Below are 25,601 nucleotides of genomic sequence, written 5' to 3'. Positions count from 1 at the left end.
CTGACACCCCGATAAACAAATTTATAGTTAAATTAACCGATGCAATGCCGATCTGTTTTGTGAGGCGCGGTTTCTAAAGGTCAATGTATCCCCCCAACCTGGATAATCAAAACTCAGTCTTTGAGACGGGTGTTTCCTTAGCGCCCTCGTTGCAAGGGTTATTTGCCCTGTCTTGGGAGGGCCTGATTTTCACCGATCGGCTGGGGATTTGTCACCACATTAACAATAGTGCTGGCATCATGCTGGGCCTGGACTCCGCAGCTCCTCCACAATCCTATAATCTCCATCAGTTTTTAGGCGTAACCCAAGACCCGGCCTGGCATACGTGGCAACAAAGTCATGACCCCTCTGTTGTAGAGGGTAACAGCCCTGCCTATTTTCGTGGCACAACTACGCTGACCCGTACCAATGGCCAAACCGCTGATCTGACCTATGGTGTTACTGCCCAGGCCAATGGTTTTCTATGGATTCTACCCCCATCCCAACTGATTCAATGGCAAGAAGCAACCGGGGAGTCTGATTCTCCCGACAAATTAACCCCAGCTTCCTACCAGGCCATTCTGGAAACCCAAACGGAAATGGTTGTCCGGTTTTTACCCGACAGCACCTTTACCTATGTCAATCCGGCCTATTGTCAAATGATTGGCAAACCAGCGGCAGAACTCTTGGGGCGGCATTTTCTCGAAGTTATTCCCCCCGATGCCCAGGCCATGATGCGAGAAGAACTCTGGGCCATGAACACCCTCACCCCCAAGCATCCCTTTCGAGTTGTGATTAACCCCAGCATTGGTCACGATGGCAGTCAGATCTGGCATGAATGGACAAATATCGCCCTTTTTGATAGTAACGATACCCTTATCGAGTTCCAGGCTACAGGGCGCGACATCACGGCTGACTATAACTTCACTCGCACCCTGAAAGCGGCCAAAGATCGCCTACAACTGGCCTTGGAAATTGCCGAAATAGGTTACTGTGACTGGGACTTACGCAGCAATCGCCTCGTTTGGTCAGACGGTTATGAACAACTCATGGGCCTAGCTCCGGGAACCTTTGACCAGCGGATTGAAACCTTTATGGGCCTGGTACACCCTGAAGATCGGGCCCGAGTTCAAACCGTCATTGACGACATTATCCAATCTCACCAACAGCGAACCGTTGAATTTCGGATTATCAGACCCAGTGGGGAAATTCGCTGGTTTTTGGCCCGTGGGACAGCGATTTACGATGATCACGGCCATCCAGTGCGCTTTACGGGTGTGGACATGGATATTACAGCGCAAAAACTCCGAGAACAGGAATTGCAATATCAACGGGATTTACGGGAACTGTTGTTTAACGAATCTACAGATGCGATGTTTTTGGTGGATCCGAACACTGTCCAAATTGTCGATTGTAATCCCCGTGCTGTTGAATTATTTGAAGCTGATAAAAAATCAAATCTGATTGGTTTAGCCGGCCATACCCTCCATGTCCGCCCCTTCACTGCAGCAGAAGTCGAGGCCAACGTTACCCAAATGCATAGCCAGGGGTTTTGGACAATGGAAATCGAATATCAAACCCTAAAAGGCAATCGGTTCTGGGGAAATATTGCTGCTAAACCTGTCACCATTGCTGGCCACCCCCACAGCTTTGTCCGCGTTAGCGATATTTCACCGTGGAAACAAGTCACCCTCGCCTCGGAGTTAAGTGAACTGCGGTTTCGGGCCATTTTTGACCAGGCCGAGTTGGGCATTGCCATCTGTAGTGCTCCAGACTTTCGGATTGATCAGAGTAATCCTTGTTTACAAAATCTCCTGGGTTACACAGCAGAAAAACTTAAATGCTTGGGGTTTGCACACATTACCCATCCCGATGACCTTGGCCTGGAGCAACCCTTTATTAATGAGTGTTTGGCTGGAACCCGTGATCATTACCAACTCGAAAAGCGGTGTCTCACTAAAACGGGAGAAATTCGCTGGGTTAGTGTTTATCACACGGCTGTCCGGGATGCCACTGGGCAGATTCAATTCGCTTTTGTTTTTTTTAAGGACATTAGCAACCGCAAACAGGCAGAACTTGCACTCCAGGCCAGTGAAGGACGCTTCCGAGCTTTGTTTGAGCAGGCTGTCTTTGGGATTGTCTATGGTGAACTTTCCGGTGAGTTTGTATCGGTAAATCAAGCCTTTACGGCAATTACAGGCTACACCCAAGTTGAATTGCAAAACCACAGCTTTCGTACCATTACTTACCCTCCCGATTTAGAACGCGAACAACCGCTAGTTCAAGCCCTGATGGCTGGCGAAATCCATTCCTATACACTCGAAAAACGCTATATCCGCAAAGATGGTTCCTTAGTTTGGGTTTCGGTAACCATTAACAAAATTTTTGATGATGCCGGTCAGGTGATCGGGGGGATGGGAATCATCCAAGATATTTCCCAAAGCAAAGTCTTAGAACTAGAACTGGAAGCGGCCCGTCTCAAATACCAAACTCTGTTTGCAGTCATGCCCGTGGGAATCATGATTACCGATGAGCAAGGCCACATCATCGAAGCCAACCCTGCTTCAAAACACATTCTTGACCTAGATCTTGAGGAACAACAGCGGTGGGTTTTGGAGGATAACCAATGGCTCTGTTATCGCAGTGATGGCAGCTTGATACCCAGCCAGGACTCTCCAGCCGTGATTGCGTTACGCGAAAATCGGGTAATTCAAGGTTTTGAAATGGGGTATCAACGTCCCGATGGCGAATTGATTTGGTTAGATGTCACCGCCGCGCCAATTCCAATCCCAGGCCTGGGCGTAGTTTTAACCTATATGGACGTAACTGAGCGCAAACGCACCAGCCAAGCTCTTCGAGATAAAGAAACCAGTTTACGCCTGGCCCTAGAAGCGTCTAATCAAGGGTTTTATGATCTCGATATTGTGACTGGCGAGGCCCAAACCGACTTTGGCTATGATGAAATGCTCGGCTATGCCCCCGGTGAATTAGTTCATAGCCTTGACTCTTGGCAAGCCAGTCTTCACCCGGAGGATCGAGACCCAACCCTAAAAACCCTGCAAGATTATCTCAGCGGGCAATTGGATCACTATCGTGTGGAGTTCCGAATTCAAACTAAGGCTGGGGATTGGAAATGGGTCTTATCGACAGGCAAAATCGTGGCCTGGGATGCTGAAGGACAGCCCACTCGGATGCTGGGAACCCATATTGACATTGATCAACGTAAAGATGCCGAACTTGCCTTAGCCAAACAAGCCGCACAAGAACGCGTTTTTGTCGAAATTACCAATGACATTCGCCGCTCTCTTGATCTGCATCTAATTCTTGACTCAGCTGTAGAAAACATCCGCGATCTTCTCCGCGCAGATCGGGTTCTGGTGCTAAGAATTCTCCCAAACTACCATGCTGAAACCCTGGCCGAATCCCTAGAGGCAGGATTAACATCTCTCCACAATCGCTGCTGGCTCAACTTTGAACTGCCCGGTATGTGCTGGTCAGATTATTTGATGGGAGACTATCGCCTTGTTGATCGCGGGCATCAATCCCGTTGCGATACCTGTTGGATTCCCAACCTCACAGATGATGATATTCAGGCCAAAATTATTGCGCCGATCAATCAAGCTAGGGGGGGAAATTCTTATCTTTGGGGACTTTTGATTGTTCAAAGCCAAGCCCCTATTTCCAGTTGGACTGATGATGATGGCCGCCTTATCGCTAGAATTTGCCAACAACTAGCAATTGCCATTCAACAGGCCGAACTCTATGAATCTCTCCAGGCCGCCAACAGCGAGTTGCAAGCTGCTAATCAGGAACTTGAATATCTGGCTCGCTACGATGGGTTAACTCAGGTGGCCAATCGCCGTCACTTTGACGAATATCTCAACCAAGAATGGGGACGGATGAACCGGGAACAACAGCCCCTCGCCGTGATCATCTGTGATATTGATTTCTTCAAAGCCTATAACGACCACTATGGCCATATTGCTGGGGATAGTTGCTTGCAAAAGGTTGCCCTAGCCTTACAGAAAACCGTCAATCGGGCTGGAGATTTAGTAGCTCGCTACGGCGGAGAAGAATTTGCCTTGATTTTACCCAATACCAACCTGGCCGGGGCCTTAGCAGTCGCAGATAGAATCCAATTAGGCATTCGTCAGTTGAACCTGCCCCATCACCATTCAGCCATTGCTCAGACCGTGACCCTTAGCCTTGGTATTACCGCACATATCCCCGATCCTGACTCCTCTCTCCAGGCCCTCGTTGCCCAAGCTGATCATGCCCTTTATGCCGCCAAACAAACCGGTAGAAATCGTTACTGCTATTGGGATAGAACATTACCTAGGAGTTGGAATGGGGATCTCTAGCCAATCTTTGTGATGGATCCTGAAAGCCAGGTCAAGGGTTAGGGCCTGGGAAATCAGAGCTAGGTTGGCTCGGGCCGCATCCTGGTACTCTGCTAAAAAAGTTAGAAAATCTCTCAGGGCTGCTTGGGTTTGTTGGCTGGTGTCGAGTTGAGGCCGTATTTGGAGAACGTAGCTTAACTTTAGCCCGATTCAACCTAGACAGGGGGTTCCGCCGATCATCTGCCCAAAATGGTCTAGGAGAAAACTTATCCGTTATTGCCAGTTAGAGTGCATCAGCCTGGAATCTTAAGAAACTCAAATAATTCTTGAAACCCACCCCATTTACTCTTAGTTTTATAGGTGTCTTCTTTGCCTTAAATTTTGTTGGTTGGGAGTGGCCTGATGAATAGCACTGATGTCTCTGGGAAAAAAATTGCGGCGGGAATTTGTGGCATCCTCTTAGGTGCGTTGGGGATCCATAAATTTATTCTCGGCTATACCACTGAAGGGTTGGTGATGTTATTGGTAACTGTGTTAACTTGCGGATTTGGTGGGGTTGTCATGGGCATTATTGGCCTAATTGAAGGAATCATATATCTAGCCAAGCCAGATCAGGAGTTTTATAACACCTATGTTCTCTCCAAAAAAGGCTGGTTCTAAGGGCTAATAGCGGATACGTGGATCAATCCAGGCGTTGCAAATATCAATCATCAGGCTAACTACGACCACAATTACCGCAAAAAAGACCATGATGCCTTGGACTGTGGCATAGTCGCGCAGGGAGATTGCCTCATAAAGACGGTTGCCCAGGCCTGGCCATGAGAATGTTACCTCTGTTAACACTGCCCCACCCAACAAGCTGGCAAAGGTTAACCCCAAGACCGTAATCACGGGAATGAAGGCATTTTTCAGCGCGTGGTTGAATAAAATCTTGATTTCTGGGATGCCCCTGGCTCTGGCCGCTTCGACATAATCGGCCTGGAGAGTTTGCTGCAAGTTAACTCGGACAATCCGCTCAAAAATCCCACTCAGAACAATCCCTAAACTCAAGGCCGGCAGAATCAGATAATAGATGGAAATTCCTAGCTCCTGCCACTGCCCACTGAGTAAACTATCAATCGTATAAAGTCCTGTCCAACCCTGAGGTGGTGGTAATGTGACCGGATATCGAGTTCCCAAGGGGAGCCAGCGCAGTTCTACGGCAAAGACTAATTGTAAAAGCATCCCCAGCCAAAATAAGGGCAAGGCATAGGTGACAATCCCAAACAACCGCCCCCCCACATCCCAAATACTGTTCCGGTTCACCGCTGCCACAGTTCCAACCCCAATCCCAAGCAAAAATGCTAACCCCAAACTGTAAAGGGCTAGTTCGGCTGTAGCTGGAAAATGGGCCTGGATAATGCTGACTACAGGTTCCCCTTGGCTAGTTAGAGATGTACCTAAATTGAGATGGAGTAACTGCCCCAAATACTTAAAATATTGTTCCCAGAGGGGAGCCGCCAGGCCAAGTTGTTCCCGCAGTGCTTCTTTGACAGCTACAGGCGCGCGTGGCCCCAAAATGGCATCAACCGGATCTCCAGGGGTAGCCCGCAAGAGCAAAAACACAATGGTGACAATGGTTAACAGCATCAGTGGAGCCAATAACAATCGCACCAAAATATAAGCTTGCAAAGCCCGCAATCGCGACATACAGGATTAGACAGACGGTTCTCAATCAGTATAACGAGGTCGTGGAGTGCCTTTAGAGAGGGGATGACCTAGATTTTTGATTCATTTTGTCAAGCCTAATGGGGCATCTTTAATCGGAAATCTTCTAGTTCTGCGCTGGCCCCTGCGGAGGGAATACGTTAAGTCCAAACCGATCCTCTCGAAATGGTTAATCATCGCCCTCATCCCCGGCCGGGGCCTTTTCCCACCCCAAAATGTAGCCGCCAATGCCGACTTCAGGGATGACCATCTGTTAAAAGTTAAATTAAATTGAGGTAAGTCCTTAAGTTTTTCTAAATAATCTGGCATCATTCTCTGTATCACACCACATCGAGCGCGGCCCCCTGCTGAGGAACCCGGCTAGATTTTGGTCGCTCCTTCCTTTCACCTGCCTATGCTACAACTTGAATCCCTATTTGCTCGGAACCCAGTTTCCCCTGCCTTAAAATGTGCTGTGATGGCCATCGGCGGGGCAGAAGATAAAGTTCGGGGGCGACAAATTTTAACTGCATTTGTCCAACGCTCCGGGGGAAGTGATGCTGTCATTGGGGTTATTCCCTCCGCCTCTCGAGAACCCGATGCCATGGGGCGGCTCTATCACGACATCTTTATGGAAATTGGGGCCAAGGATGTCGAAATTCTTTTGGTCGCGGATCGCAGTGATGCTGAATCGGCAGAAATCCTGGCCAAAATGGCCCGCTGTAGTGGCTTGTTCATGTCTGGGGGAGATCAACTCCGACTTTCAGCCCTGCTGGATGAAACCCCACTCCTGGAGCAATTACGGACTCAGGTTTGGCAAGGCCAATCGGTGTTAGCAGGAACAAGTGCGGGGGCGGCAGTGATGGGCCATGTCATGATTGCCAGTGGAGGGAGCAATGAACCCCCGAATCGCTCCTTGGTGGATATGGCCACGGGCCTGGGGATTATTCCCGATGTGATTGTGGATCAGCATTTTCACAACCGGAATCGTTTAGCCCGCCTGATCAGTGCCATTTCTGCCCACCCCGATAAGCTAGGGATTGGAATTGATGAAGATACCTGTGCCCTGTTTGAGCCGGATGGAACGGTGCGGGTGATGGGTAAAGGCGCCGTGACGATTGTGGATCCGCGGGATGTCAACTATACCAATTTCAGCCAAGTGGAAGTCACTTCGCCGTTAAGTATTTACAATTTGCGAGTGCATATCCTCAGCCATGCCGATTGCTACAACCTGAATACCCATCAAGTTCAACATCAAAGCTCCAGCTTGCCGTCTCTTTAGGATTTAGTTGCAACCGAACTGTTCACCACAAACAGTTTACCGCCCTCCTAACTCTAAGACTAGAATGGTGGCAGATTTTACTCCCCTTGCGCCTGGTTTCCTATGAAAATTCTCAAGATTCAAACGCTGCGTGGCCCCAACTATTGGAGTATCCGCCGGGGTAAGTTGATCATTTTGCGCTTGGATTTAGAGGAGTTGGCCGAAACTACATCCAATTTAATTCCTGGCTTTGTGGATGGCCTGGTGCGTATTTTACCGAGCCTATACCAACATCATTGCTCCCCAGGCCATGAGGGGGGGTTTTTAATGCGCTTGCGGGAGGGAACCTTACTCGGTCATGTCATTGAGCACGTTGCCTTAGAGTTACAGGAATTGGCCGGGATGCCTGTGGGGTTTGGTCGGACGCGGATGACGGGGACTGAAGGCATTTATCAAGTCGTTTTTGAATACCAGAATGAGCAAGCGGGACGATATGCCGGCCGGGCCGCCGTCAGACTTTGCCAAAGCATTATTGATACGGGGACATATCCGCAGCGGGAACTGGAGCAAGACTTAGCGGATTTACGGGATTTCAAAGCCAAAGCCTCCTTGGGGCCAAGTACCGATACCCTAGTTAAAGAAGCGGAAGCCCGGAATATCCCCTGGCAAGAACTGAGTAGCCGCTCTATCATCCAGTTTGGCTATGGGGTTCACAGTCACCGGATGCAGGCCACCCTCAGCGATTTGACTGGGATTCTAGGGGTTGAGTTAGCGGGCGATAAAGAAGGGGCGAAAAAACTCCTGGCCGATGTAGGTATCCCGGTTCCCAAGGGTGTCGTGATTGAATACCTTGATGAATTGGAAGATGCGATTCAGGATATTGGTGGCTATCCGATTGTGATTAAACCCCTGGATGGCAATCATGGGCGGGGCATTTCCGTGGATATTGAAACCATCGAACGGGCCGAGGAAGCCTTTGAAATTGCCAGTGGTGTTTCCAAATCGGTGATTGTCGAGCGGTATCACCCCGGCCGAGATTTCCGGGTGCTGGTGATCAATGGCAAAGTGGTGGCGGTTTCGGAGCGAGTGCCAGCCCATGTGGTCGGTGATGGTCACTCCACGATTCAAGAATTGATTGATATTACGAACCAGGATCCCCAGCGGGGCGAAGGCCATGATAACGTCCTGACTAAAATTGAGATGAATCATGACAGTTGGGAACTACTGGATCGGCAAAATTACACCTTGGAAACTGTTCTGCCCGAAGGACAAGTTTGTTATTTGCGCTTTACCGCCAACCTCAGCACCGGGGGGATTGCGGTTGATCATACGGATGAAATCCATCCCCAAAATGTTTGGATTTGTCAACGGGCGGCTCGTACCATTGGCCTAGATATTGCCGGGATTGATGTAGTTAGCCCCGATATTTCCAAGCCGATGCCGGACGTGGGGGGGGTGATTGTGGAAGTCAATGCGGCCCCAGGGTTTCGGATGCACACCTGCCCAAGTCGCGGCATTGCCCGGAATGTGGCCGAGCCGGTCTTGAATATGCTCTTTCCCCCCGGCCAGCCGTCGCGGATTCCGATTTTGGCGATTACCGGCACCAACGGCAAAACCACGACGACCCGCCTAATTGCCCACATCTGTAAACAAACCGGAAAAAATGTCGGCTACACCACCACCGATGGGATTTATATTGGCGATTACCTGGTGGAAAAAGGGGATACCACTGGCCCCCAAAGCGCGCAACTCATTCTCCGGGATCCAACGGTGGAAATTGCGGTTTTAGAAACGGCGCGGGGCGGGATTTTGCGCTCTGGCTTGGGCTTTGATCACTGTGATGTCGGGGTGGTTCTGAATGTCCAGGCCGATCACTTAGGGATTGGGGATATTGATACGGTTGAGCAATTGGCAGATTTGAAGGCGGTTGTGGTCGAGTCGGCCTGGCCTGCGGGCTATGCGGTTTTGAATGCCGATGATCCCCTGGTGGCCGATATGGCCGAACAGGTGAAAGCCCAGGTTGCCTTTTTTTCGATGGATCCGGGGAATCGCCTGGTTAAAGAGCACATTGAATCGGGGGGCCTGGCGGCGGTCTATGAAAATGGTTATCTTTCAATTTTGAAGGGGGATTGGACGCTCCGAATTGAGCAGGCTGTGAATGTGCCGATGACGATGGGAGCCCGGGCCAACTTCATGATTGCCAATGCCTTAGCAGCCTGTTTAGCGGCCTATGCCCAAGGCATCTCAATTACCGATATTCGCACTGCCCTGACCACCTTTAAGATGTCCGTGGAGCAAACCCCCGGCCGGATGAACTTGATTGATTTAGGTGAGTTTAGTGCCTTGGTTGACTATGCCCATAATCCCGCTGGGTATGAAGCCGTGGGAGAGTTTGTCCAAAAATGGCCAGGTGAACGGATTGGGGTGATTGGCGGGCCTGGGGATCGGCGCGATGAAGACTTAGCCCAACTTGGGGAGTTGTCTGCCAAAATCTTTAATCGGATTCTGATCAAAGAAGATGATGATACCCGTGGTCGGCCCCGCGGTGATGCGGCTCATTTTATTGAAATGGGTGTGATCCGAGTTCCTCACCACTGTACCTATGAAATTATCCACGACGAAGTGACCGCCATTAACCAGGCCTTGGGGACAGCTAGCCCAGGGGCCTTGGTCGTGGTTTTACCCTGTGAAGTGGGCCGAACAATTCGGTTGATTGAAAACTATGGTGAAAACCACAAGCTCGCCAGTAAACCCTATTTTGAAAATGGGAATGGCCACAAAATTGAAGAGGTGGAACTCGGTACAGAGGTGAATATTGGCTAGGGGGAAACTGCTGCCAGCACCTAACCTAAGGCATGGGTTAATCTATACGCTGCTTGCGGATTCTGATTAGCGGATAGTCAACCCTAGATGAACCAAGGCAGTCTCAATCACATTCACTCGCTCGATCAAGGTCTGCCAGTTGTTGGCTCTGATATCATAAAGTTGGCGAAAATGCTGACGGGCGGTGGGAAAATTCTTAAACTGCCGCCGCATTAGGCTAATTGTCCAGGCCGATTGGGGAATGATGGGTAAGTGACTGAGGGTTTGTAAGTCTTGGGTTAATTCCTGTTCCTTGGCCTGAACTAAGTTTGTGGTTAACGTTAATAGCTCCGCCTGGTTTCGTTGCGACTGATGCAGGAGTTTTTTAACTTCGCTAACTTTCCGGACGGCGGACTGGTCATGTTCCATCTTGTTCTCCTCAATGTCTGGTATGGCTGAATGGCTCCTTTGGGGCGAACTTTAGGCAACGGGTTTGATGGGGTGCAAAATTTGCAAGAGTTGTCGCTGATAGGCTTCAGGCAATGCCTCGGCAAACAAAGTAACCCGATCTAAGATCATTTCTAACTGTTCAAAGTCGGCAATAAATAGGGCAAACTTTGCTTCAATTTGCTGCCGTTCTTGGATGATAGCCATCAATTTCTGCTTTGTTACGTCTAGCTCCAGCCGCTCATGCAGGAGTTTTGTCATTTGGCGGTTGAGAATCCCATTGCGAGCTTCGACTTCTGCGGCTAAGGCCAATCCAGTTTCTGCTTCGGCCTGGAAATGCATCAGTTCAGCTTCTAGGGTAGCAATTCGGGCCTCCTGGTGCGTCAGTTTTTGCTGGGTGATCTGCTCAAGGATAGTTTGGGCGGCTCGATTCAGTTCTGCCCGGATTGGTTCTGCCAGAGCTTGTAAAATCCCCAAGGCTGTTCCCCGTTTCAAGGTTCGGCTGCTGCCATGGCCGCAAATTACCACAGGTGAATATCCAGGCCGAATGGCTTTGACCGGATGTTTTCCACCACCTTTGACCACTTGCCAACCCCAATCTTTTGCTTGGCTGACGAGTTTACCTTGATTGGTGTTAACGTGTTGCGCTTGAATTAAGCGGCTGATGGCCCGCTCGGCCTGGCGGATTTCCTCAAGACGCTGCTGATCAGAATCTAGGGGGACTAGGGACATATTCATCAGGTAATTCCTCGGGGGGATGAACCACTAGAACTACCCTAAAACAGAGGGATGTAACGATTCTAATATTTCATGCGACTAACAACCTGATTGTCTGAACCGTCTCCACTGCGGCGACATGAACCTTAGAGGGCAATTGGATTGTGGACGGTGACTAACTTTGTCCCATCGGGAAAGGTGGCTTCAACTTGAACTTCGACAATCATTTCTGGGACACCGTCCATCACATCTTCGCGGGTTAAGAGGGTTGCCCCATAGCTCATTAAGTCTGCGACAGTGCGGCCGTCTCTGGCTCCTTCTAAAATTGCGGCACTGATATAGGCGATGGCTTCGGGATAATTTAACTTCAGGCCGCGGGCCCGGCGACGTTCGGCCACCAAGGCAGCGGTGAAGATTAGTAACTTGTCTTTTTCCTGTGGTGTCAGTTGCATTAATTTTTAGACTCCCCAAACTCTGGGTACACAAACAACACGCCCTAAAAATAATACTCGCAATAGCCCCCAAACAGCGATAAACCAGGCCTGGGCGGCTCCTCGATCTTGACCTCGATAGCGACAAATCATCCCGGCGGCTAAGCGACTTACGCCAATATCCGTCAGCGGGCCTGGCCATAATACTCTGGCTTCCTGAATGACGGTACTGCTAACCTCTTGACCAATGAACACTAAACTTCCCACAACGGGACAGCCATTTAAGCCATGCAGGCCATAGAACGTCTCAGATGTGCCAGGGAGCCATTGCCGATCAATCCAGAGGGGAAGGCCATCCTGCCAGACTTCCGTATGGGATTGCCAATTTCCCGCCGTAAAAATTTCCTCCCGCGCGGTGCGTCCAAACCGAGTCATCTCCCAGGCCAGCCAAAGGCCCCCCGGAGCTAAATTCACCCGCATGGATTGGTGATAGCGGGCCTGGTTAAAAATAATGGTGTCTTGGGGCAGCCATTCTAAACAGGCCTGGGGAGCAATATTCAGTTCAATGGTTTGGCTGACGGGGTGAATGGGGGCGCGATAGACTTTACTGGCCGCCGCCGTGGTTAAGAGTACCTGGGCCTGGGCCTGGAGATCGAGTTGGACATTAAGACGATCCCCCCCGACCATCCCGCCGGCCGTATGGAGCATTACGCTATGGCAGACTTGGGGAGATTCGGGATAAAAGGGGCGTTGAATCCTCAGGGGAGCTTTGGCATAGGCCTGGATTACCTCGGTGCGGTCATGATGCCAGCGATACCCCAAGCGTAAATCACCGCGCCAAGAAGAAAATTCTGAATCTCCCAGGAGTTGATTATTTTTCAGAGTTGGCTGTCCCACTGGGCCGTTCCTGGTTGTCAATGAAGGTCGCTAAGTCCCAGGCCTCCTGGGGAGTCAGATTACCATCAAACTGATAGGGCATATTCCCATGGATAAACTCAGCGAGGGTCGGGACTCGGGCCAGGCCAGCTAATTTGTTAAATGACTGTTGACCCCAAAGGGCTGGCCGGTAATAGGTATCACTTTGATAACGTCCCTGCCCGCTTGTGTTGTGACAAAAACTGCATTTCTGCTGAAAAATGGCTTGCCCCCGTTGTGCATTGCCTGTGAGTTGGGGAATCGGCGGAAAGGGCGTTTTCGGGCGGGGTATTTCTAAGACTTGGGCCTGTTCATCCAGCCATTGCATATAGCTAATAAACGCTGTGAATTCCGGTTGATTGGGCGTAATTGGGAACGGGTGGCCATTGAGGCTATGGGCAAAGCATTGATTGATCCGTTTTTGTAAGTTGGTGGTTTGGGGATATTCATACTTTGACATCATCCCCAACCAGGCCGAGGCTTTCGGATTTCCACCCCCATTTAAGTGACAGCTTTGGCAATGGAGTTTGGCCACGGGGACATTTTTCGGCAAGAGTTCATAGGTTTGGGTGGTTAGCTGATAGCCCCGCAGAATACTATTCCAATGCTCTGTATCCCAGGCCGAGATGGGTTTGGCAGGGGGGGGAATCATTTGCGTCTGAGCAGGTTGGGGTTGGGCATAGGCCAGGGTAAAGGTAAAGTCTGAGGCGGCATACTGGTTAGGATTCACACTGCGAGCAATGGCATGACAGCCCATACAGGAGGAGGTTTTCTGGATATAGGTCTCCATCGTGGTGTTGGCTAAGAGGGCCGGATTAACCTGGAAAACCGTTTCGGGAGTGGAATCAGTTTTGGCTTTCGGTAAGGGCCATTGGGTGTTGATCAGTTCGTAATGTTGCCAGACGGAATTTTTCAGACCGGCTTGGATGGTTTTATTGAGTTCGACCACATTATCCTTGGCCTGGGTGGGTTGGTTGCAATCGGGGTCTTGGTTGGGAATCGGGGTTAAGCGGATAACTTGATTGGGGACATGGGCCTGGGTTTGATGATTCGCCAGACAATCGGGACAGTGGGGATTAAAAAAGGAAGGATTTTCACCCCGGACATTCTCCACTTGCTCATAGGTTGACCAAATCCACTGGGGCGCGCTGGCGGTTTTATGCATAATGTGAAAGCCCACCAGGCCCATCCGTTTTTCTTGATAGGTGGCTTGGGTGAGATCAGAACGATCAGAAACGTAGGCCGAAACGGTATGAAATCGTTTTTCTTCCTGTGGATTGACTTCTCGCCAGGCCGCTTTAATTAAAATTGCCCCATTGGGAAAGTTAAAGGTATCCAACTTGGCCTGGTGGTTGGCATCGTAAAGTTTGTTTTGCACCACATAATCAAAGGCGATTTGGTTCATCCGAATTTCGTAGCGGACAATCCGACCTTTTTGATCCGTCAACGTTCCGGGTAAGGCGAGATCGGCTTTCGTGGGTTGAAATTCATCGGATAACACTTCATCCACTTTGCTTTGGCGATAGAGAAGTTTTAAGGGTTTTCCGTTAACCAGGCCTGGGGGTAAGGGGGCCGTAGCATTCCACGGCAAGGGTTGACGGCCATCAGGTAAATAGACTTCACTGGTTTCTTTCCAGGTTTCCCAAACCCGTTGGCCTGGGGTATTGATCCCAACCGCCTGATCCGGAACCCCTCTGACCCCCGATTTAGCCGGCCAATTCAAGGCGATAAATTCCTGCCAGGCAAAGATATCCGCCGCCCGTTGGACTACATTTAAGTTGTTCTGTTCTAAATTTCCTTCCACATCTTCGGGAACTTGCCAGGAAATTTCTGGAGATTTCAGCCGGGCCTGGCAAACGGTGGGTAAGGGAATGATAGGGGGGGCAGTGGCGCGACTCGGCACGACAGAACTCCCGACCACAATGACTGCACTGACAATAATGACCGTAAACACCAGGCCGGGGAGGGTGAGCCATGCTTTCACTCGCTGCAACGTGATTCCCTTCATTTATTTAAGATTGTCCTAACCTAGTCAGGTGTGTTGATTTGCCAGTGACATGAGTCAGGAGCGTTGATGAAAACCGATAAGCTATTTTAGGCGATTTTTCTATTTCAGGCTCGTTTGATTACGGAATTGATACCTGATCTGCCCTAAAACTGTGATTTTAAGTATCGTGCGCCTGTGGTTAAGGGATCGGAATATCGGATTGATGGTGTGTTTACCCCGATTGATGAGAATCCTGGCTTGCCGATTGTATTTATTGAAGCCCAGATGCAACCCGATGGCGGATTCCATGGCGAATTTTTTGCAGAGGTTTATGTCTATCTCCATCCATACCGAGTTGTACGGCTGTGGTGAGGGTTGTTACTTTTGGCTTCTCGATTCCAAGGGGTTGGGGTTGATCTGCCTGACGACATCCATTTTGATGATCAAGTCCAGAGAGTGTATTTATGAAGACTTAGCCACCGCAACCAATTTATCCCCAGGCCTGGCTTGACCACAGGTGATTGGGATCGAAGCGTGCCAAACCACTGAAGCAGGGCAAAATCTCCTCCAAGCTGTAGCCAACACCCCAAATTTTTCCCAATGGCTAGATTTGAATGAGGCTATATTAGGGAATAAGTTTCCAAATCAAAGTTATCATCTGAGGAGCTTTAAGCGTTAGGTAAAGCAATAGTACATTTTGAAGATATTTCAGAGTCATCGGCCTGGTTCGCTAATTTAGATTGAGTAGTGTTTGCTGATGCTCTTAGTTGAATTACTTTGGACTAAAAATTTAAAAGTAAATATATTTGAGTTCTTGAGTTATTGTTTAAAACTCTACTAACTGGTAAATATCAGACTTTAGGAACGTTGTTGGATAGCGGGCCTGGAGAAATTTTTAGTTTTTGCCTATGCAGACAAGTAATTAGCTCTAGATTGTCAGGATAAAAAGTTTCGGATGTAATCAATAAGACCATCAATCATACATTTCTTGTTCCGACAACCCAGGCCTTGATGGCAATGATTATGAATCTCATCTCTAATGGTAATGCTCTTATCCACAGAATCAGCTAAATGAGGATACTCAGACACACAATACAAATGATGGCCAGCTAGTTTTATAGGATTACTTTAACCCCTTCTTAATTTTTGGCCCGGCTGCATCACTAGACTAGATCAGTGGGTTCGGGAGGGACTATGGGGCTAAAAGTAATTAATCGCACCTATGAACGGTTGATGGCCATCTTGGCCAGTGCAAATTTACTATTGGTTTTATTTAATCTCAGCTATGTTCCCTGGCGAGATTTTTGGTTACAGGGGCGTGTTTCCATTCCCTTAGTGAATCGGGTGCTATACATTCCCATGCCCCTAGACATAACCAAATTCTACGACCCGATTAAAGGCATTGAACCCCACCGCGACACCCAGGCCTATCTGGAACTGGTTGATCAACTAGAAGCCAGCATTGAGAGAACAGGTTACAGCAGCCCAGCAACCGAGAGCATCTTAGCCGCCCTCCGCGCCGGCAGTATTGAAATGGTAGATACCAATCCCTTTGCCATTGCCAATAAGTCCGGCAGTTTGGAGCGGATTAAAAACCAAATGCGGCTCCGGGTCTTCAGCACCAAACGCAATGTTTCCTCCAAAGCAGCCTTTGAACAGTTTTGGAGTGATCGCTACATCAACTCCGTCACCGGAGCCACTAACCTGGCCTGGTTTAATCGCACCATTCGCCCCTTGATGGCCGCCAATTATTACCGAGGCATCGGAGAAGACGGGGAATATATTGATAATTTTGGGGTCTTAGATATTCCCTTCGGGCTGATCTTTTGCCTTGAGTTTTTCGCCCGCACCTTTTGGATGAGTCGTCACCAGGCCAGGCTGCGCTGGTTTGATGCCATGATTATCCGCTGGTATGATGGGCTGCTCTTTTTTCCCTTTTGGTGGATTGCTCCCGGCTGGGCCTGGTTACGGATCATTCCGGTGGAAATTCGCCTCGACCAAGCTCAAATTATTAGCCTGCAACGGATTCGGAAACAAGCCTCACAAGGGATCGTAGCCACCATTGCCGATGATGTGACGGAAGTTGTGGTGATCCAAGTCCTCTCCCAAATGCAGGCAGCGATTCGCCGCGGTCAGTTCATGCGCTTTTTACCTAGTCAAGGGGCACAATCCGGCCAGCAACCCCTTCATCCTGGCAACGAAATTGATGAGCTTGGGGAAATGGCTGCCCTAGTCTTGCAAGTGACCCTGAAAAAAGTCCTCCCCCAACTGCGCCCAGAACTGGAAAAACTGATTCAATACAACGTGGATCAAGCCCTCCGCCAGGCCCCACCCTATCGCCAACTGGCTAATTTTCCAGGGTTACAAACCATTCCCCAACAGTGGTCAGCCCAACTGGCTAGCGAAATTACCAATCGGGTTTATCAAGTCCTCACCCGGCTGGAATCCGAAGACAAGACCGCTGCCCTCCTCACCAGTCAACTTGTCCAGAAATTTGGGACAACCCTCAGCTATGAATTGCAACAACAACAGGTCGGCCAGGCCCTGCGTGACCTTTTAATAGATTGGTTAGAAGAGGTGAAAGCCAGTTTTATGGCCCAAAAACGTCAAGCTCGCCTGCCGGAATCCAACACCCCTTAACAACAGGCCTGGCTGAGTTTATATTCCTGAATATGCTTTAGCTGACTGGGTGGCCCCTGTTCAATCACCTGTCCGCTTTCCATCACCACCGCCCCATCCGCTGCTTCTAATTCTTCTAAACGATGTGTGACCCAAAGAGCCGTCATCCCCCGTTGTGTCACCAGTTCCCGCACATTGGCTAAGAGTTCTTGCTGACTTTCCGGATCCAAGAGGGAAGTCGGTTCGTCTAACAATAAAACCTCGCAATGTCTCGCAATCGCCCCCGCAATCGCTACCCGTTGTTTTTGGCCCCCACTGAGGGCATAGATGGGACGGCGGGCCAGGCCAGAGAGGTTCACCGTTGCCAGGGCATCTTGGACTCGTAAGCGCACTTCGGTTGAGGTTAAGCCCTGATTGGTCAGACTAAAGGCAATATCCGCCCCCACAGTCGGCATCACCAATTGCTGATCTGGATTTTGAAACACAAACCCGACTGGCTGATGAATGTGAACATATCCTGTTTGGGGTAACAACAGCCCGGCCAAAAGCTTCATTAAGGTTGATTTACCACTGCCATTGCGCCCCAACAGCATCCAAAACTCTCCCGCCGGAATCTGTAGATGACAGTGATTCAACAGCAGGGCCTGGGATGACCAACCAAAACTTACATCCTGGACATCAATGGCATGGGGCATGGCAGCAGTGTATCGCAATCCCGAAAACTGGGGCATTGGGTCGGGCGGGGATTCCTAAGACTGCTCCAAGAGTTGGGCAAAAAATCCGGGGGCCCGCCCTGAGGATCCGGCTGCACCTTTTTGCGACAGTTGAATCCCAACAATTTCTGAACTCAGCACCGCGACTTTCTTTTCCGGTTGTTTTTCGCAGGTGAGTTCAATCATCTGGGCGGGAGTCTGGGCCACCGCAGCTAAGAGTTCACGATAGAGGGCCTGGGCGGCTGATTCTTCTTTGCGCTCCACGGATAAGGGAATGGGGGTTGTTTTCAAAACAAGATCAATCGTGAACATGGGTACTCAGATAAGGAACGATGAAGTTGTGCTATCTCCACTGTAGAGTTTCCGGCTTCATTAGGGGAGAGGATTGAGCGATAGACTGAAATTAAAACTATTTTTTGTCCCCTCCCATATTGTTGTTCTTGAGTCAGATCCATGGCCTCTACCTTACCGCTTTCTCTGTCGCAACCTCCCCCAAGCCAGACCACAGAGCCAAGCCTGCACCAATCCTTACGCCCCGCTATTAAAGCCTTGCAACCAGAACTAGTGGCCTGGAGACGCTACCTGCATCAACGTCCTGAACTGGCGTTTAAGGAACAACTCACGGCCAGCTTTGTAGCCGAGAAACTGCGGGAATGGGGGATCCCCCATCAAACCGGAATTGCCGAAACTGGAATTGTTGCGATCCTAGAAGGTTCCCGGCCCGGCCCAGTCTTAGGGATTCGGGCGGATATGGATGCTCTACCGATTCAGGAAGAAAATCAAGTTCCCTATCGCTCTAGCCATGACGGGGTAATGCACGCCTGCGGTCATGATGGCCACACAACCATTGCCCTCGGCACTGCCCGTTACTTATCCCAACATCCTGACTTTGCCGGAACCGTCAAGATTATTTTCCAACCCGCCGAAGAGGGGCCTGGGGGGGCGAAACCGATGATCCAGGCCGGGGTGCTGGATAACCCTAAAGTGGATGCGATTATTGGCCTCCATGTCTGGAATGTTTTGCCTGTGGGCACTGTCGGGGTACGGAGTGGGCCTTTCATGGCCGCGGCTGAGTTTTTCCATTGTCAAGTGTTGGGCAAAGGCGGGCATGGGGCAATTCCCCAACAAACCATTGACGCGGTGCTAGTAGCCTCCCAAATTGTCACCACCCTGCAAACCATTGTGGCGCGCAATATTAACCCCCTGGATACTGCGGTGATTTCTGTCGGATCCTTTCATGGGGGGACGGCCAAAAATATTATTGCCGATACGGCTTCCCTCAGTGGGACAGTGCGCTATTTCAATCCTGAATTGGCTGATAAATTACCCCAACGGATTGAGGAAATTATTGCCGGAGTTTGTGCCTGTCACGGGGCGAAGTATGAATTGAATTATCAACGGATGTATCCGGCGACCATCAATGATCCAACCATGGCCGAGTTAGTCCGCTCCGTAGCGACAACAGTGATTGAGACGGAATTGGGCGTTGTGCCTGAATGTCAAACCATGGCCGCTGAGGATATGTCATTTTTCTTACAGCAAGTGCCTGGTTGCTATTTCTTTTTAGGTTCAGCGAATGCAGAATTAGGGTTAGATTTCCCCCATCATCACCCCCGCTTTGATTTTGATGAAACGGTTCTGGGCCTGGGAGTAGAAATTTTTGTCCGTTGTCTGGAAAAGTTTTTTGCCCAGGCCCAGCGATCCTAACCCCTTGACTCTAAGTTTGCCGATTAATTCAAGGGGGCAAAAACTGATGGCTGAACAGGCCCTGTCTCTTGAAAAAGTTGAGCCCGCATCTTCAGGTTCTCATGAGTTTACCCCGCTTTGTAGTTACAAACAACATCCCATTTTTCAGCCGCTGGCCTGGAATGATCAGGGTGATTACCGCAAGGGGTGTTGAGTTGGCACTTTGATGATGGAGTTGATCAACGTTATATTCCTTGCTGTTGGATGAGTATTGCCAAGCTGGGGGCTTCCACCTGATTGTGACTGTCCTGAATTGAGAAACCTTGGTGGATGCGATGGATCATTCTGCGCTTTACCCGCAGTTAATGCTTTGGGTCTCTAGCTATGTCGTGAATTTCATCAAACTGACCCAGGAGCAGCACCTGGATGTTATCAATCGCACTTTCCACGAATCCCATTAAGGAGTCATTAAGGAGGTGTAAGCCCAACAACATCCCAGGCCCCGGTTATCCCCAGAGTTTTCCACAGGTTTTTATGGTTTGTGAGGTGGGTTTAATGAATAAAATCCGAAAGAGTTACTCACTCATCTAGATCTGAATTATGGTGTCGTTTATCGGTCTAAACAACGCTATTATGACCTATTTTCTGATGCTGGAATTAGCTGGGAGAAATCTCAGAAGCGAAGTCAAAAAACTAATCTTGAACTCATTAGAGAAAACACTAGAAATTCAAGAGTTTATTTGAGTTCATGAGCCTGAAATTAAGTCCAGTCAATTGATTGTTCTGTTTCTAGATGTTGGCGTAGTCTTCCAGAAGAACAGTATGATTTGTACTGGGGAGATAGAGCAATCCTTCTGGAATTTGGAACGTGGGGTATTGATTTTGCTAAAGTTACAGCCTTGAATCGTTCTTGACTCAGGTAGGATTGCGATGTTGCCTTTAGGGAAATTGGGATGAATCCTAGGCTAGTAATCCGATACTTGCAATATTGGTTGGTTACAATAATTTTGCCTTGCCTCCAGGCCGGGTCAGTTTAGTTCTCCCTGATGAAAAGGGCTAAGGCTTCATGGCATATTTCAGGACTAGGGGGGGAATTTGGGAATCCTAATGTTAAAATACGCCTACACACCGCGACAACAAACTGAGGATAATAAAACGACTATGGAAGCGATGATGTTCTTGGCTAAACTCCCAGAAGCCTACTCCATCTTTGATCCCCTTGTAGATGTTTTACCCGTTATTCCCGTCTTATTCTTAGCTTTGGCCTTCGTGTGGCAGGCGGCTGTGGGTTTTCGTTAACGACAGTCTGATAAAATTCTCAACAGTGGTTTAACTGAGTCGGCTTTGACGGGTGATCAGATTTACGCTATGCAGTAAGTCTCAGGCCTGGTCAGGGTCGGCTTAGTTGGTTTTGACCTAAAGGCTGCCTGAACCTGTCCCAGTCTGAACCATAAGAGTCCCGGTTGATCTTAGCCCAAAGGGAGCATCCGATGACTTTGATCCAATTTACTCAGCCCCGCCCCGGCAACTTATTCAGCCTCACCTGAGAGTGTGACCTTCCCCCGAAAGACCACGTAATTGTAGATGTTGTAGAACAACATAATTGGGATTAAGAACCCGATAAAAATAATCATAAAGACCAGGGAACTGGGAGCCGCCGCGGCCTGGTAGATGGTGACACTGGGAGGAATGATGTAGGGGAAAATTACCAGGCCCAGGCCGACAAAGGACAACATAAAAATCAAGATAGTCAAAATAAAGGGCATTCGTTCTTCCTGCTTGCCCAGACTTTGCAACAATAGCCCAATCAAGAAAATCCCCAACAATGGTATTCCCAAAAAGATAAAGACAAGGGGTGGCTCAAACAGGGTCGGGCGAATATGGTCGGAGAGAATTGGGGTACTAATTGTAATAAAGCCGGCCCCGATTAAGGTCGTCCAGGCTGCAAGTTTAGCCGTCTTAAAGTGAACCAGTTGGAGACTACCCGTGGTTTTCATAATCAGATAAGTAGAGCCAATCAGGACATAGCCTTGGATGAGAGTTAATGCGACCAGAATTGACCGCCAACTCAGCCAGTCCCACATCGTCCCGACAAAATGCCCCGCTGCATCTACGGCAATCCCTTCAAAAATACTTCCCAAGGCAAAACCCTGGCCCAAGGCCGCCAGAAAACTCCCGACCCCAAAGGCCCAATTCCAAAACAACTTGCGATTAGCATTCTCCCGAAATTCAAAGGCTACCGCCCGCAAAATTAGCCCGACAATCATCACCACCGCGGGCAGATAGAGCGCATTCAGAACCGTGCCATAAGCCAAGGGAAAAGCCCCAAACAAGGCCCCTCCCATCAATACCAGCCAGGTTTCATTGGCATCCCAAACATTACCTAAGCTGGTCATCAGGATACTGCGGCGTTCTTCGCTAGAGCTAGTAAGAGAGAGAATCCCAATCCCGAGATCAAACCCATCGAGGAGGACATACAGAAATAAGAAAAGTCCGAGAATAAAAAACCAGACTTGGGGGAGAAATTGAGCTAAGGGGTCCATGGTCATCCTCACTTTCCGGGTTAAGGGTTACTGCTGGGCTTCGAGGGGGCGTTGATCCGGCTGGTGTTGGGTGGGAAGTTCCAGGCTGGGTAAAACTTCCACCCCCGGAATCGGTAAAGAGAGGTTCGGGCCTTTGCGAATAATCCGACTGCCAAAGTAAAGCGCGGCGATAAACAGGGCAGAGTAGAGAAGGGTAAAGCCAATCAGTGAAAAAAGGATTTCCCCGGCTGGTAAGTGGGAGGCGGCATCGGCGGTGCGAATTTCCCCATAGACAGTCCAAGGTTGGCGACCCACACAGCGGACAATCCAGCCTGTTTCCACCGCTAAGTAACCCAGAGGAGCCGCAAAAATCCAGGCCCGTAATGTCCAAGTTTGCCGGGCAATCACCCCCGGTTTTAACCGCCCCAGGCCCCATTGAATTGCGGTGACAAGCATTAAGCCCACCAGGAAAAAGCCAATCCCACTCATGATCCGAAAGGAATAAAAGATTAAGCCAATCAAACGAGGGCGATTTTCAGGCGGGAAGTCCTTCAGGCCTTGCACGGGTTCGCTCAGGTTGGGTTTAAGTTCCAGGATGTAACCGAGGGCCTGGGGAATTTGAATCGCCCAATCATTGGTTTCAGCTTTTTCATTGGGTAAGGCGAGGAGCGTCCAATCCGCAGGTTGTCCCGCCGGAAGCGTTTCCCATTGGCTTTCGATCGCGGCTAGTTTGGTGGGTTGGTAGTGATAGACCTGCTCGGCACTGAGGTGGCCAATAAAAATCTGGAGCGGGGCAACGGCAATGGCAGCAGCCAGAACAATTTTGAAGGAACGGCTAAAGAACTCCACATGGCGTTTTTGGAGGATATACCAAGCACTGATGCCGCCAATGACAAACAAAGAGGTTTCCAGGGTGGCAAAAAACATATGGAGCACACTGTTAAGCATAAAGGGATTAAAAATGGCCTGGAAGTAATCTGCCACCAGGAATTTACCCTCAACAAATGTGCCCCCCGCCGGAGTTTGTAACCAGGAATTAGCCACTAAAATCCAAAATGTCGAGAGATTGGCTCCAAAGGCGACCATGATTGTGGCGAGGTAGTGAATAGCAGGCGGAACGCGGCCCCAACCAAAGAGCATAATGCCTAAAAAGCCCGCCTCTAGCATAAAGGCCATGGAGGCTTCAAACCCTAAAATGCTGCCAAAAAAGTCACCTACGGCTTCGGAAAAGGGGGCCCAGTTTGTCCCAAATTGAAATTCCATCGGTAAACCAGAGGCGACCCCAATCCCAAAATTTAATACATACAACTTTGACCAAAAACGGGCGTGATGGTAATAATCTGAGTTGCGGGTTTTCAGCCACAGGCCTTCGACAATCACTAAATAAATCGCCATCCCCGTGGTTAAAATTGGCCAAAGCATATGAAAAATCGCCGTCAATGCAAACTGCATCCGGGAAAGGGCAACTGAATTCGCAAGGATATCCATAACCAGGCCTGGGTAATAACACCCCGTAAATCAACAGAATGTAACAAAATGTTCCTAACCGTAACAGCTAGTAATTCCGGTTTAACAGATTGTCATGTTGCTGGCTAGTCATAGTTGATACACCTAAGCCAAGCTATAGATTTTGTTTAGAATTAGGAGGGTTATTGGCCATTAAAAGAGGTGCTTCTAGGGGCGTGCCATCCGCAGCTTCTAGCACAAATCCCGCATCCCTAATCATTTGCCAGTCGGTTTGGGCAGCCTGTCCGGGGGTGGTGAGGTAGTCCCCGACAAAAATTGAGTTAGCTGGATAAAGTCCCAAGGGTTGGAGGGAGCGTAAATGGACTTCTCGACCACCGGCAATGCGAATTTCTTGACTGGGAAGCAGAAACCGAAAAAGACAGAGGACGCGCAGGCAATAGCGGGGGTTGAGTGTATTTTGCCCGGCCAGAGGTGTGCCTTCAATAGGGATTAAAAAGTTAACGGGGACACTGGTAATGTTCAAAGCTCGCAGGGACAGGGCTAAATCCACCACATCTTGAGCCGACTCGCCCAGGCCAATGATGCCCCCCGAGCAGGTGGTAATCCCAGCCTTTTGCACTTGATTGATCGTGGTGGCTCGGTCAGCAAAGGTATGAGTGGTGCAAATATCCCCATGATGGGCCTCGGAGGTATTCAGATTATGATTGACCCGATCCACACCCGCTGCGGCCAAGGCTTGGGCCTGGGATTCATCTAGGAGGCCTAAACAGGCACAGACTTTCAGATCATGATTGGCTTTAATGGTGCGAATGGTGCTGAGAACCCGTTCAAAGTTTTTCGGACTGGGACTACGGCCGGAGAGGACTAAGCAAAATGTCCCAGCTTTTAATTGCTCGGCCTGGGCAGCGGCGGCTAATATTTTTTCTTCAGCCAAGAGGGGATAGGTGTCAATTTCGGCGGTGGAGATTTTGGATTGGGAGCAGTAGTGACAGTCCTCTGGGCAGAGTCCACTTTGGGCATTGAGGAGATAGTGAAGCCGGACTCGATTTTGCCAATAGTGATGCCGCACTCGATAGGCCGCTGCCAGTTGGTTCAGTAATTCCGTATCCGGGGCCTGGAGAACGGCCAGGGCTTGCTGATTAGTTAAAGGGATACCAGATAGGGCCTGGTCGGCAAAATGCTGCCAATTGGGGAGAGGTGTGTTAATTGTGGGGGCGGAAGGGGTTTGTAGCTGTGCCAAGAGATGATCCTTTTGCCCGATGTCATTAACCAGGCCCTTTTCTGTTGTACCACCTTATCAAACCCTCAGGATGCCCAGCCAAGCAAGGATGAGCGTTAATTTCTATCCCCAGGCCGGGAACCCAATTGAATTAATTCCACCTTGTAGCCATCGGGATCTTCCACAAAGGCAATCACTGTCGAGCCATGTTTCATGGGGCCGGGAGCGCGGGTAATGTTTCCACCCTTGGCCTGGATTGCGGCACAGGTTGCATAAATATCCTCCACACCCAGAGCAATGTGGCCATAGCCATTTCCGAGGTCGTAGGCTTGGGTGCCCCAGTTGTGGGTCAGTTCCAGAACGGTGTGACTGGCCTCATCGCCATAACCAACAAAGGCCAGGGTAAACTCTCCCCCCGGATAGTCCTTTTGGCGCAGGAGTTTCATCCCCAAAACATCACAGTAAAACTCAAGGGATTTTTCTAGGTTGCCCACTCGGAGCATGGTATGGAGCAGACGCATCGGGATTTTTGACCAAGTTATCTTACCCTTTGGCATTCTAAAGCATCTGTTCGCCAGAGTTACGACTTTATCAGCCCCAAAAGATTGAACCAAAGTGGCAAAACCATTGGTGTCAAGCAGGTTTAGGGTAAACTGGTACTGTTCCCAATGCACCGAAATTTGATAAAGATTGAACGAATGCTCGTGTTTTAATGTCAGGTTTTGTGTGAAAGTAACAAATAATTATCGAAATTAGGTAGTACTAAATCAGTAATGATGCATTGTAGTGGTGAATAAAATTCAAAAGTAA

The 25,601-nt window shown here is 49.5% G+C and carries 21 protein-coding genes and 1 pseudogene; 10 read left to right on the top strand and 12 right to left on the bottom strand.

Annotated elements, in window-relative coordinates; all coding sequences use genetic code 11:
* Positions 1 to 83 precede the first annotated feature (83 nt).
* Positions 84 to 4,340 carry a PAS domain S-box protein gene (locus RIF25_RS11860; RefSeq protein WP_322878752.1) on the top strand — a complete coding sequence of 1,419 codons (4,257 nt, stop codon included), beginning with the start codon at positions 84 to 86 and terminating at the stop codon, positions 4,338 to 4,340.
* A gap of 381 nt (positions 4,341 to 4,721) precedes the next feature.
* Positions 4,722 to 4,979, top strand: coding sequence for a TM2 domain-containing protein (locus RIF25_RS11855; RefSeq protein ID WP_322878751.1), 258 nt, complete (start codon positions 4,722 to 4,724; stop codon positions 4,977 to 4,979).
* 3 nt (positions 4,980 to 4,982) lie between these two features.
* On the opposite strand, the gene RIF25_RS11850 is transcribed toward RIF25_RS11855, so the two are convergent.
* Positions 4,983 to 6,008, bottom strand: coding sequence for an ABC transporter permease (locus RIF25_RS11850; protein WP_322878750.1), 1,026 nt, complete (start codon positions 6,006 to 6,008; stop codon positions 4,983 to 4,985).
* A gap of 412 nt (positions 6,009 to 6,420) precedes the next feature.
* Here RIF25_RS11850 and RIF25_RS11845 point away from each other — a divergent pair, with 412 nt between their 5' ends.
* Positions 6,421 to 7,287 (top strand): cyanophycinase, encoded by an 867-nt coding sequence (locus RIF25_RS11845; protein ID WP_322878749.1) that lies wholly within the window; start codon positions 6,421 to 6,423, stop codon positions 7,285 to 7,287.
* 102 nt (positions 7,288 to 7,389) lie between these two features.
* A complete protein-coding gene (gene cphA, locus RIF25_RS11840; RefSeq protein ID WP_322878748.1) occupies positions 7,390 to 10,089 on the top strand; it encodes a cyanophycin synthetase in 2,700 nt (899 codons plus the stop codon).
* 66 nt (positions 10,090 to 10,155) lie between these two features.
* On the opposite strand, the gene RIF25_RS11835 is transcribed toward cphA, so the two are convergent.
* The 5 genes from RIF25_RS11835 to RIF25_RS11815 form a co-directional block, all read right to left on the bottom strand.
* Positions 10,156 to 10,497, bottom strand: coding sequence for a hypothetical protein (locus RIF25_RS11835; RefSeq protein ID WP_322878747.1), 342 nt, complete (start codon positions 10,495 to 10,497; stop codon positions 10,156 to 10,158).
* A 51-nt stretch (positions 10,498 to 10,548) separates the two neighbouring features.
* Complete coding sequence (locus tag RIF25_RS11830) at positions 10,549 to 11,253, bottom strand: hypothetical protein (protein WP_322878746.1); 705 nt, start codon at positions 11,251 to 11,253, stop codon at positions 10,549 to 10,551.
* A 125-nt stretch (positions 11,254 to 11,378) separates the two neighbouring features.
* Positions 11,379 to 11,684 carry an urease subunit gamma gene (gene ureA, locus RIF25_RS11825; protein WP_322878745.1) on the bottom strand — a complete coding sequence of 102 codons (306 nt, stop codon included), beginning with the start codon at positions 11,682 to 11,684 and terminating at the stop codon, positions 11,379 to 11,381.
* A 6-nt stretch (positions 11,685 to 11,690) separates the two neighbouring features.
* Positions 11,691 to 12,560 (bottom strand): urease accessory protein UreD, encoded by an 870-nt coding sequence (locus tag RIF25_RS11820; RefSeq protein WP_322878744.1) that lies wholly within the window; start codon positions 12,558 to 12,560, stop codon positions 11,691 to 11,693.
* Entirely contained in the window at positions 12,535 to 14,586 is a 2,052-nt protein-coding gene (locus RIF25_RS11815; RefSeq protein WP_322878743.1) for a c-type cytochrome, read from the bottom strand. Before RIF25_RS11815 ends, RIF25_RS11820 begins: the two co-directional genes overlap by 26 nt.
* Positions 14,587 to 14,760: 174 nt before the next feature.
* Between RIF25_RS11815 and RIF25_RS11810 the strand changes: the two genes are divergently transcribed.
* Positions 14,761 to 14,937, top strand: a complete 177-nt coding sequence (locus tag RIF25_RS11810; protein WP_407682400.1) for a DUF2887 domain-containing protein — start codon at positions 14,761 to 14,763, stop codon at positions 14,935 to 14,937.
* 822 nt (positions 14,938 to 15,759) lie between these two features.
* The gene (locus RIF25_RS11805; protein ID WP_322878742.1) at positions 15,760 to 17,205 is read left to right on the top strand and encodes a hypothetical protein; all 1,446 of its coding nucleotides are present in this window, start codon (positions 15,760 to 15,762) and stop codon (positions 17,203 to 17,205) included.
* Here RIF25_RS11805 and RIF25_RS11800 read toward each other — a convergent pair.
* A complete protein-coding gene (locus RIF25_RS11800; protein WP_322878741.1) occupies positions 17,202 to 17,915 on the bottom strand; it encodes an energy-coupling factor ABC transporter ATP-binding protein in 714 nt (237 codons plus the stop codon). The two genes, RIF25_RS11805 and RIF25_RS11800, sit on opposite strands and share 4 nt — an antisense overlap.
* A gap of 18 nt (positions 17,916 to 17,933) precedes the next feature.
* A complete protein-coding gene (locus tag RIF25_RS11795; protein ID WP_322878740.1) occupies positions 17,934 to 18,209 on the bottom strand; it encodes a hypothetical protein in 276 nt (91 codons plus the stop codon).
* Positions 18,210 to 18,350: 141 nt separating this feature from the next.
* Between RIF25_RS11795 and RIF25_RS11790 the strand changes: the two genes are divergently transcribed.
* From RIF25_RS11790 to RIF25_RS11780, 4 genes and pseudogenes are all read left to right on the top strand, one after another.
* The gene (locus RIF25_RS11790; RefSeq protein WP_322878739.1) at positions 18,351 to 19,604 is read left to right on the top strand and encodes a M20 metallopeptidase family protein; all 1,254 of its coding nucleotides are present in this window, start codon (positions 18,351 to 18,353) and stop codon (positions 19,602 to 19,604) included.
* 46 nt (positions 19,605 to 19,650) lie between these two features.
* Complete coding sequence (locus tag RIF25_RS11785; RefSeq protein ID WP_322878738.1) at positions 19,651 to 19,797, top strand: hypothetical protein; 147 nt, start codon at positions 19,651 to 19,653, stop codon at positions 19,795 to 19,797.
* Positions 19,798 to 19,840: 43 nt separating this feature from the next.
* Positions 19,841 to 20,044: pseudogene (locus RIF25_RS17300) on the top strand (glycine radical domain-containing protein); the annotation flags it as partial.
* Positions 20,045 to 20,744: 700 nt separating this feature from the next.
* The gene (locus tag RIF25_RS11780) at positions 20,745 to 20,882 is read left to right on the top strand and encodes a photosystem II reaction center protein K (RefSeq protein ID WP_322878804.1); all 138 of its coding nucleotides are present in this window, start codon (positions 20,745 to 20,747) and stop codon (positions 20,880 to 20,882) included.
* Between the two features lie 230 nt (positions 20,883 to 21,112).
* Here the strand turns inward: RIF25_RS11780 and cydB are convergent, their stop codons facing one another.
* The 4 genes from cydB to gloA all read right to left on the bottom strand — a co-directional run bounded on the left by cydB (position 21,113) and on the right by gloA (position 25,312).
* Entirely contained in the window at positions 21,113 to 22,126 is a 1,014-nt protein-coding gene (gene cydB / locus RIF25_RS11775) for a cytochrome d ubiquinol oxidase subunit II (protein WP_407682403.1), read from the bottom strand.
* Positions 22,127 to 22,153: 27 nt separating this feature from the next.
* A complete protein-coding gene (locus tag RIF25_RS11770; RefSeq protein ID WP_322878736.1) occupies positions 22,154 to 23,593 on the bottom strand; it encodes a cytochrome ubiquinol oxidase subunit I in 1,440 nt (479 codons plus the stop codon).
* A gap of 133 nt (positions 23,594 to 23,726) precedes the next feature.
* The gene (gene bioB, locus RIF25_RS11765) at positions 23,727 to 24,812 is read right to left on the bottom strand and encodes a biotin synthase BioB (RefSeq protein ID WP_322878735.1); all 1,086 of its coding nucleotides are present in this window, start codon (positions 24,810 to 24,812) and stop codon (positions 23,727 to 23,729) included.
* A 95-nt stretch (positions 24,813 to 24,907) separates the two neighbouring features.
* Positions 24,908 to 25,312 carry a lactoylglutathione lyase gene (gloA, locus tag RIF25_RS11760; RefSeq protein WP_322878734.1) on the bottom strand — a complete coding sequence of 135 codons (405 nt, stop codon included), beginning with the start codon at positions 25,310 to 25,312 and terminating at the stop codon, positions 24,908 to 24,910.
* Positions 25,313 to 25,601: the final 289 nt, after the last annotated feature.

Origin of the sequence: Pseudocalidococcus azoricus BACA0444 (assembly GCF_031729055.1) — a bacterium.
GTDB classification, from domain to species: domain Bacteria; phylum Cyanobacteriota; class Cyanobacteriia; order Thermosynechococcales; family Thermosynechococcaceae; genus Pseudocalidococcus; species Pseudocalidococcus azoricus.
The sequence above is the reverse complement of the archived record's forward strand: the minus strand, read 5'-3'. Positions and strand labels throughout refer to the sequence as shown.

What these genes read in the sequence shown, in the direction of transcription:
- RIF25_RS11860 (WP_322878752.1), top strand. Translation starts at nt 84, where the DNA reads ATGTATCCCCCCAACCTGGATAATCAAAACTCAGTCTTTGAGACGGGT.
- RIF25_RS11855 (WP_322878751.1), top strand. Translation starts at nt 4,722, where the DNA reads ATGAATAGCACTGATGTCTCTGGGAAAAAAATTGCGGCGGGAATTTGT.
- RIF25_RS11850 (WP_322878750.1), bottom strand. Translation starts at nt 6,008, where the DNA reads ATGTCGCGATTGCGGGCTTTGCAAGCTTATATTTTGGTGCGATTGTTA.
- RIF25_RS11845 (WP_322878749.1), top strand. Translation starts at nt 6,421, where the DNA reads ATGCTACAACTTGAATCCCTATTTGCTCGGAACCCAGTTTCCCCTGCC.
- cphA (WP_322878748.1), top strand. Translation starts at nt 7,390, where the DNA reads ATGAAAATTCTCAAGATTCAAACGCTGCGTGGCCCCAACTATTGGAGT.
- RIF25_RS11835 (WP_322878747.1), bottom strand. Translation starts at nt 10,497, where the DNA reads ATGGAACATGACCAGTCCGCCGTCCGGAAAGTTAGCGAAGTTAAAAAA.
- RIF25_RS11830 (WP_322878746.1), bottom strand. Translation starts at nt 11,253, where the DNA reads ATGAATATGTCCCTAGTCCCCCTAGATTCTGATCAGCAGCGTCTTGAG.
- ureA (WP_322878745.1), bottom strand. Translation starts at nt 11,684, where the DNA reads ATGCAACTGACACCACAGGAAAAAGACAAGTTACTAATCTTCACCGCT.
- RIF25_RS11815 (WP_322878743.1), bottom strand. Translation starts at nt 14,586, where the DNA reads ATGAAGGGAATCACGTTGCAGCGAGTGAAAGCATGGCTCACCCTCCCC.
- RIF25_RS11805 (WP_322878742.1), top strand. Translation starts at nt 15,760, where the DNA reads ATGGGGCTAAAAGTAATTAATCGCACCTATGAACGGTTGATGGCCATC.
- RIF25_RS11800 (WP_322878741.1), bottom strand. Translation starts at nt 17,915, where the DNA reads ATGCCCCAGTTTTCGGGATTGCGATACACTGCTGCCATGCCCCATGCC.
- RIF25_RS11795 (WP_322878740.1), bottom strand. Translation starts at nt 18,209, where the DNA reads ATGTTCACGATTGATCTTGTTTTGAAAACAACCCCCATTCCCTTATCC.
- RIF25_RS11790 (WP_322878739.1), top strand. Translation starts at nt 18,351, where the DNA reads ATGGCCTCTACCTTACCGCTTTCTCTGTCGCAACCTCCCCCAAGCCAG.
- RIF25_RS11785 (WP_322878738.1), top strand. Translation starts at nt 19,651, where the DNA reads ATGGCTGAACAGGCCCTGTCTCTTGAAAAAGTTGAGCCCGCATCTTCA.
- RIF25_RS11780 (WP_322878804.1), top strand. Translation starts at nt 20,745, where the DNA reads ATGGAAGCGATGATGTTCTTGGCTAAACTCCCAGAAGCCTACTCCATC.
- cydB (WP_407682403.1), bottom strand. Translation starts at nt 22,126, where the DNA reads ATGGACCCCTTAGCTCAATTTCTCCCCCAAGTCTGGTTTTTTATTCTC.
- RIF25_RS11770 (WP_322878736.1), bottom strand. Translation starts at nt 23,593, where the DNA reads ATGGATATCCTTGCGAATTCAGTTGCCCTTTCCCGGATGCAGTTTGCA.
- gloA (WP_322878734.1), bottom strand. Translation starts at nt 25,312, where the DNA reads ATGCGTCTGCTCCATACCATGCTCCGAGTGGGCAACCTAGAAAAATCC.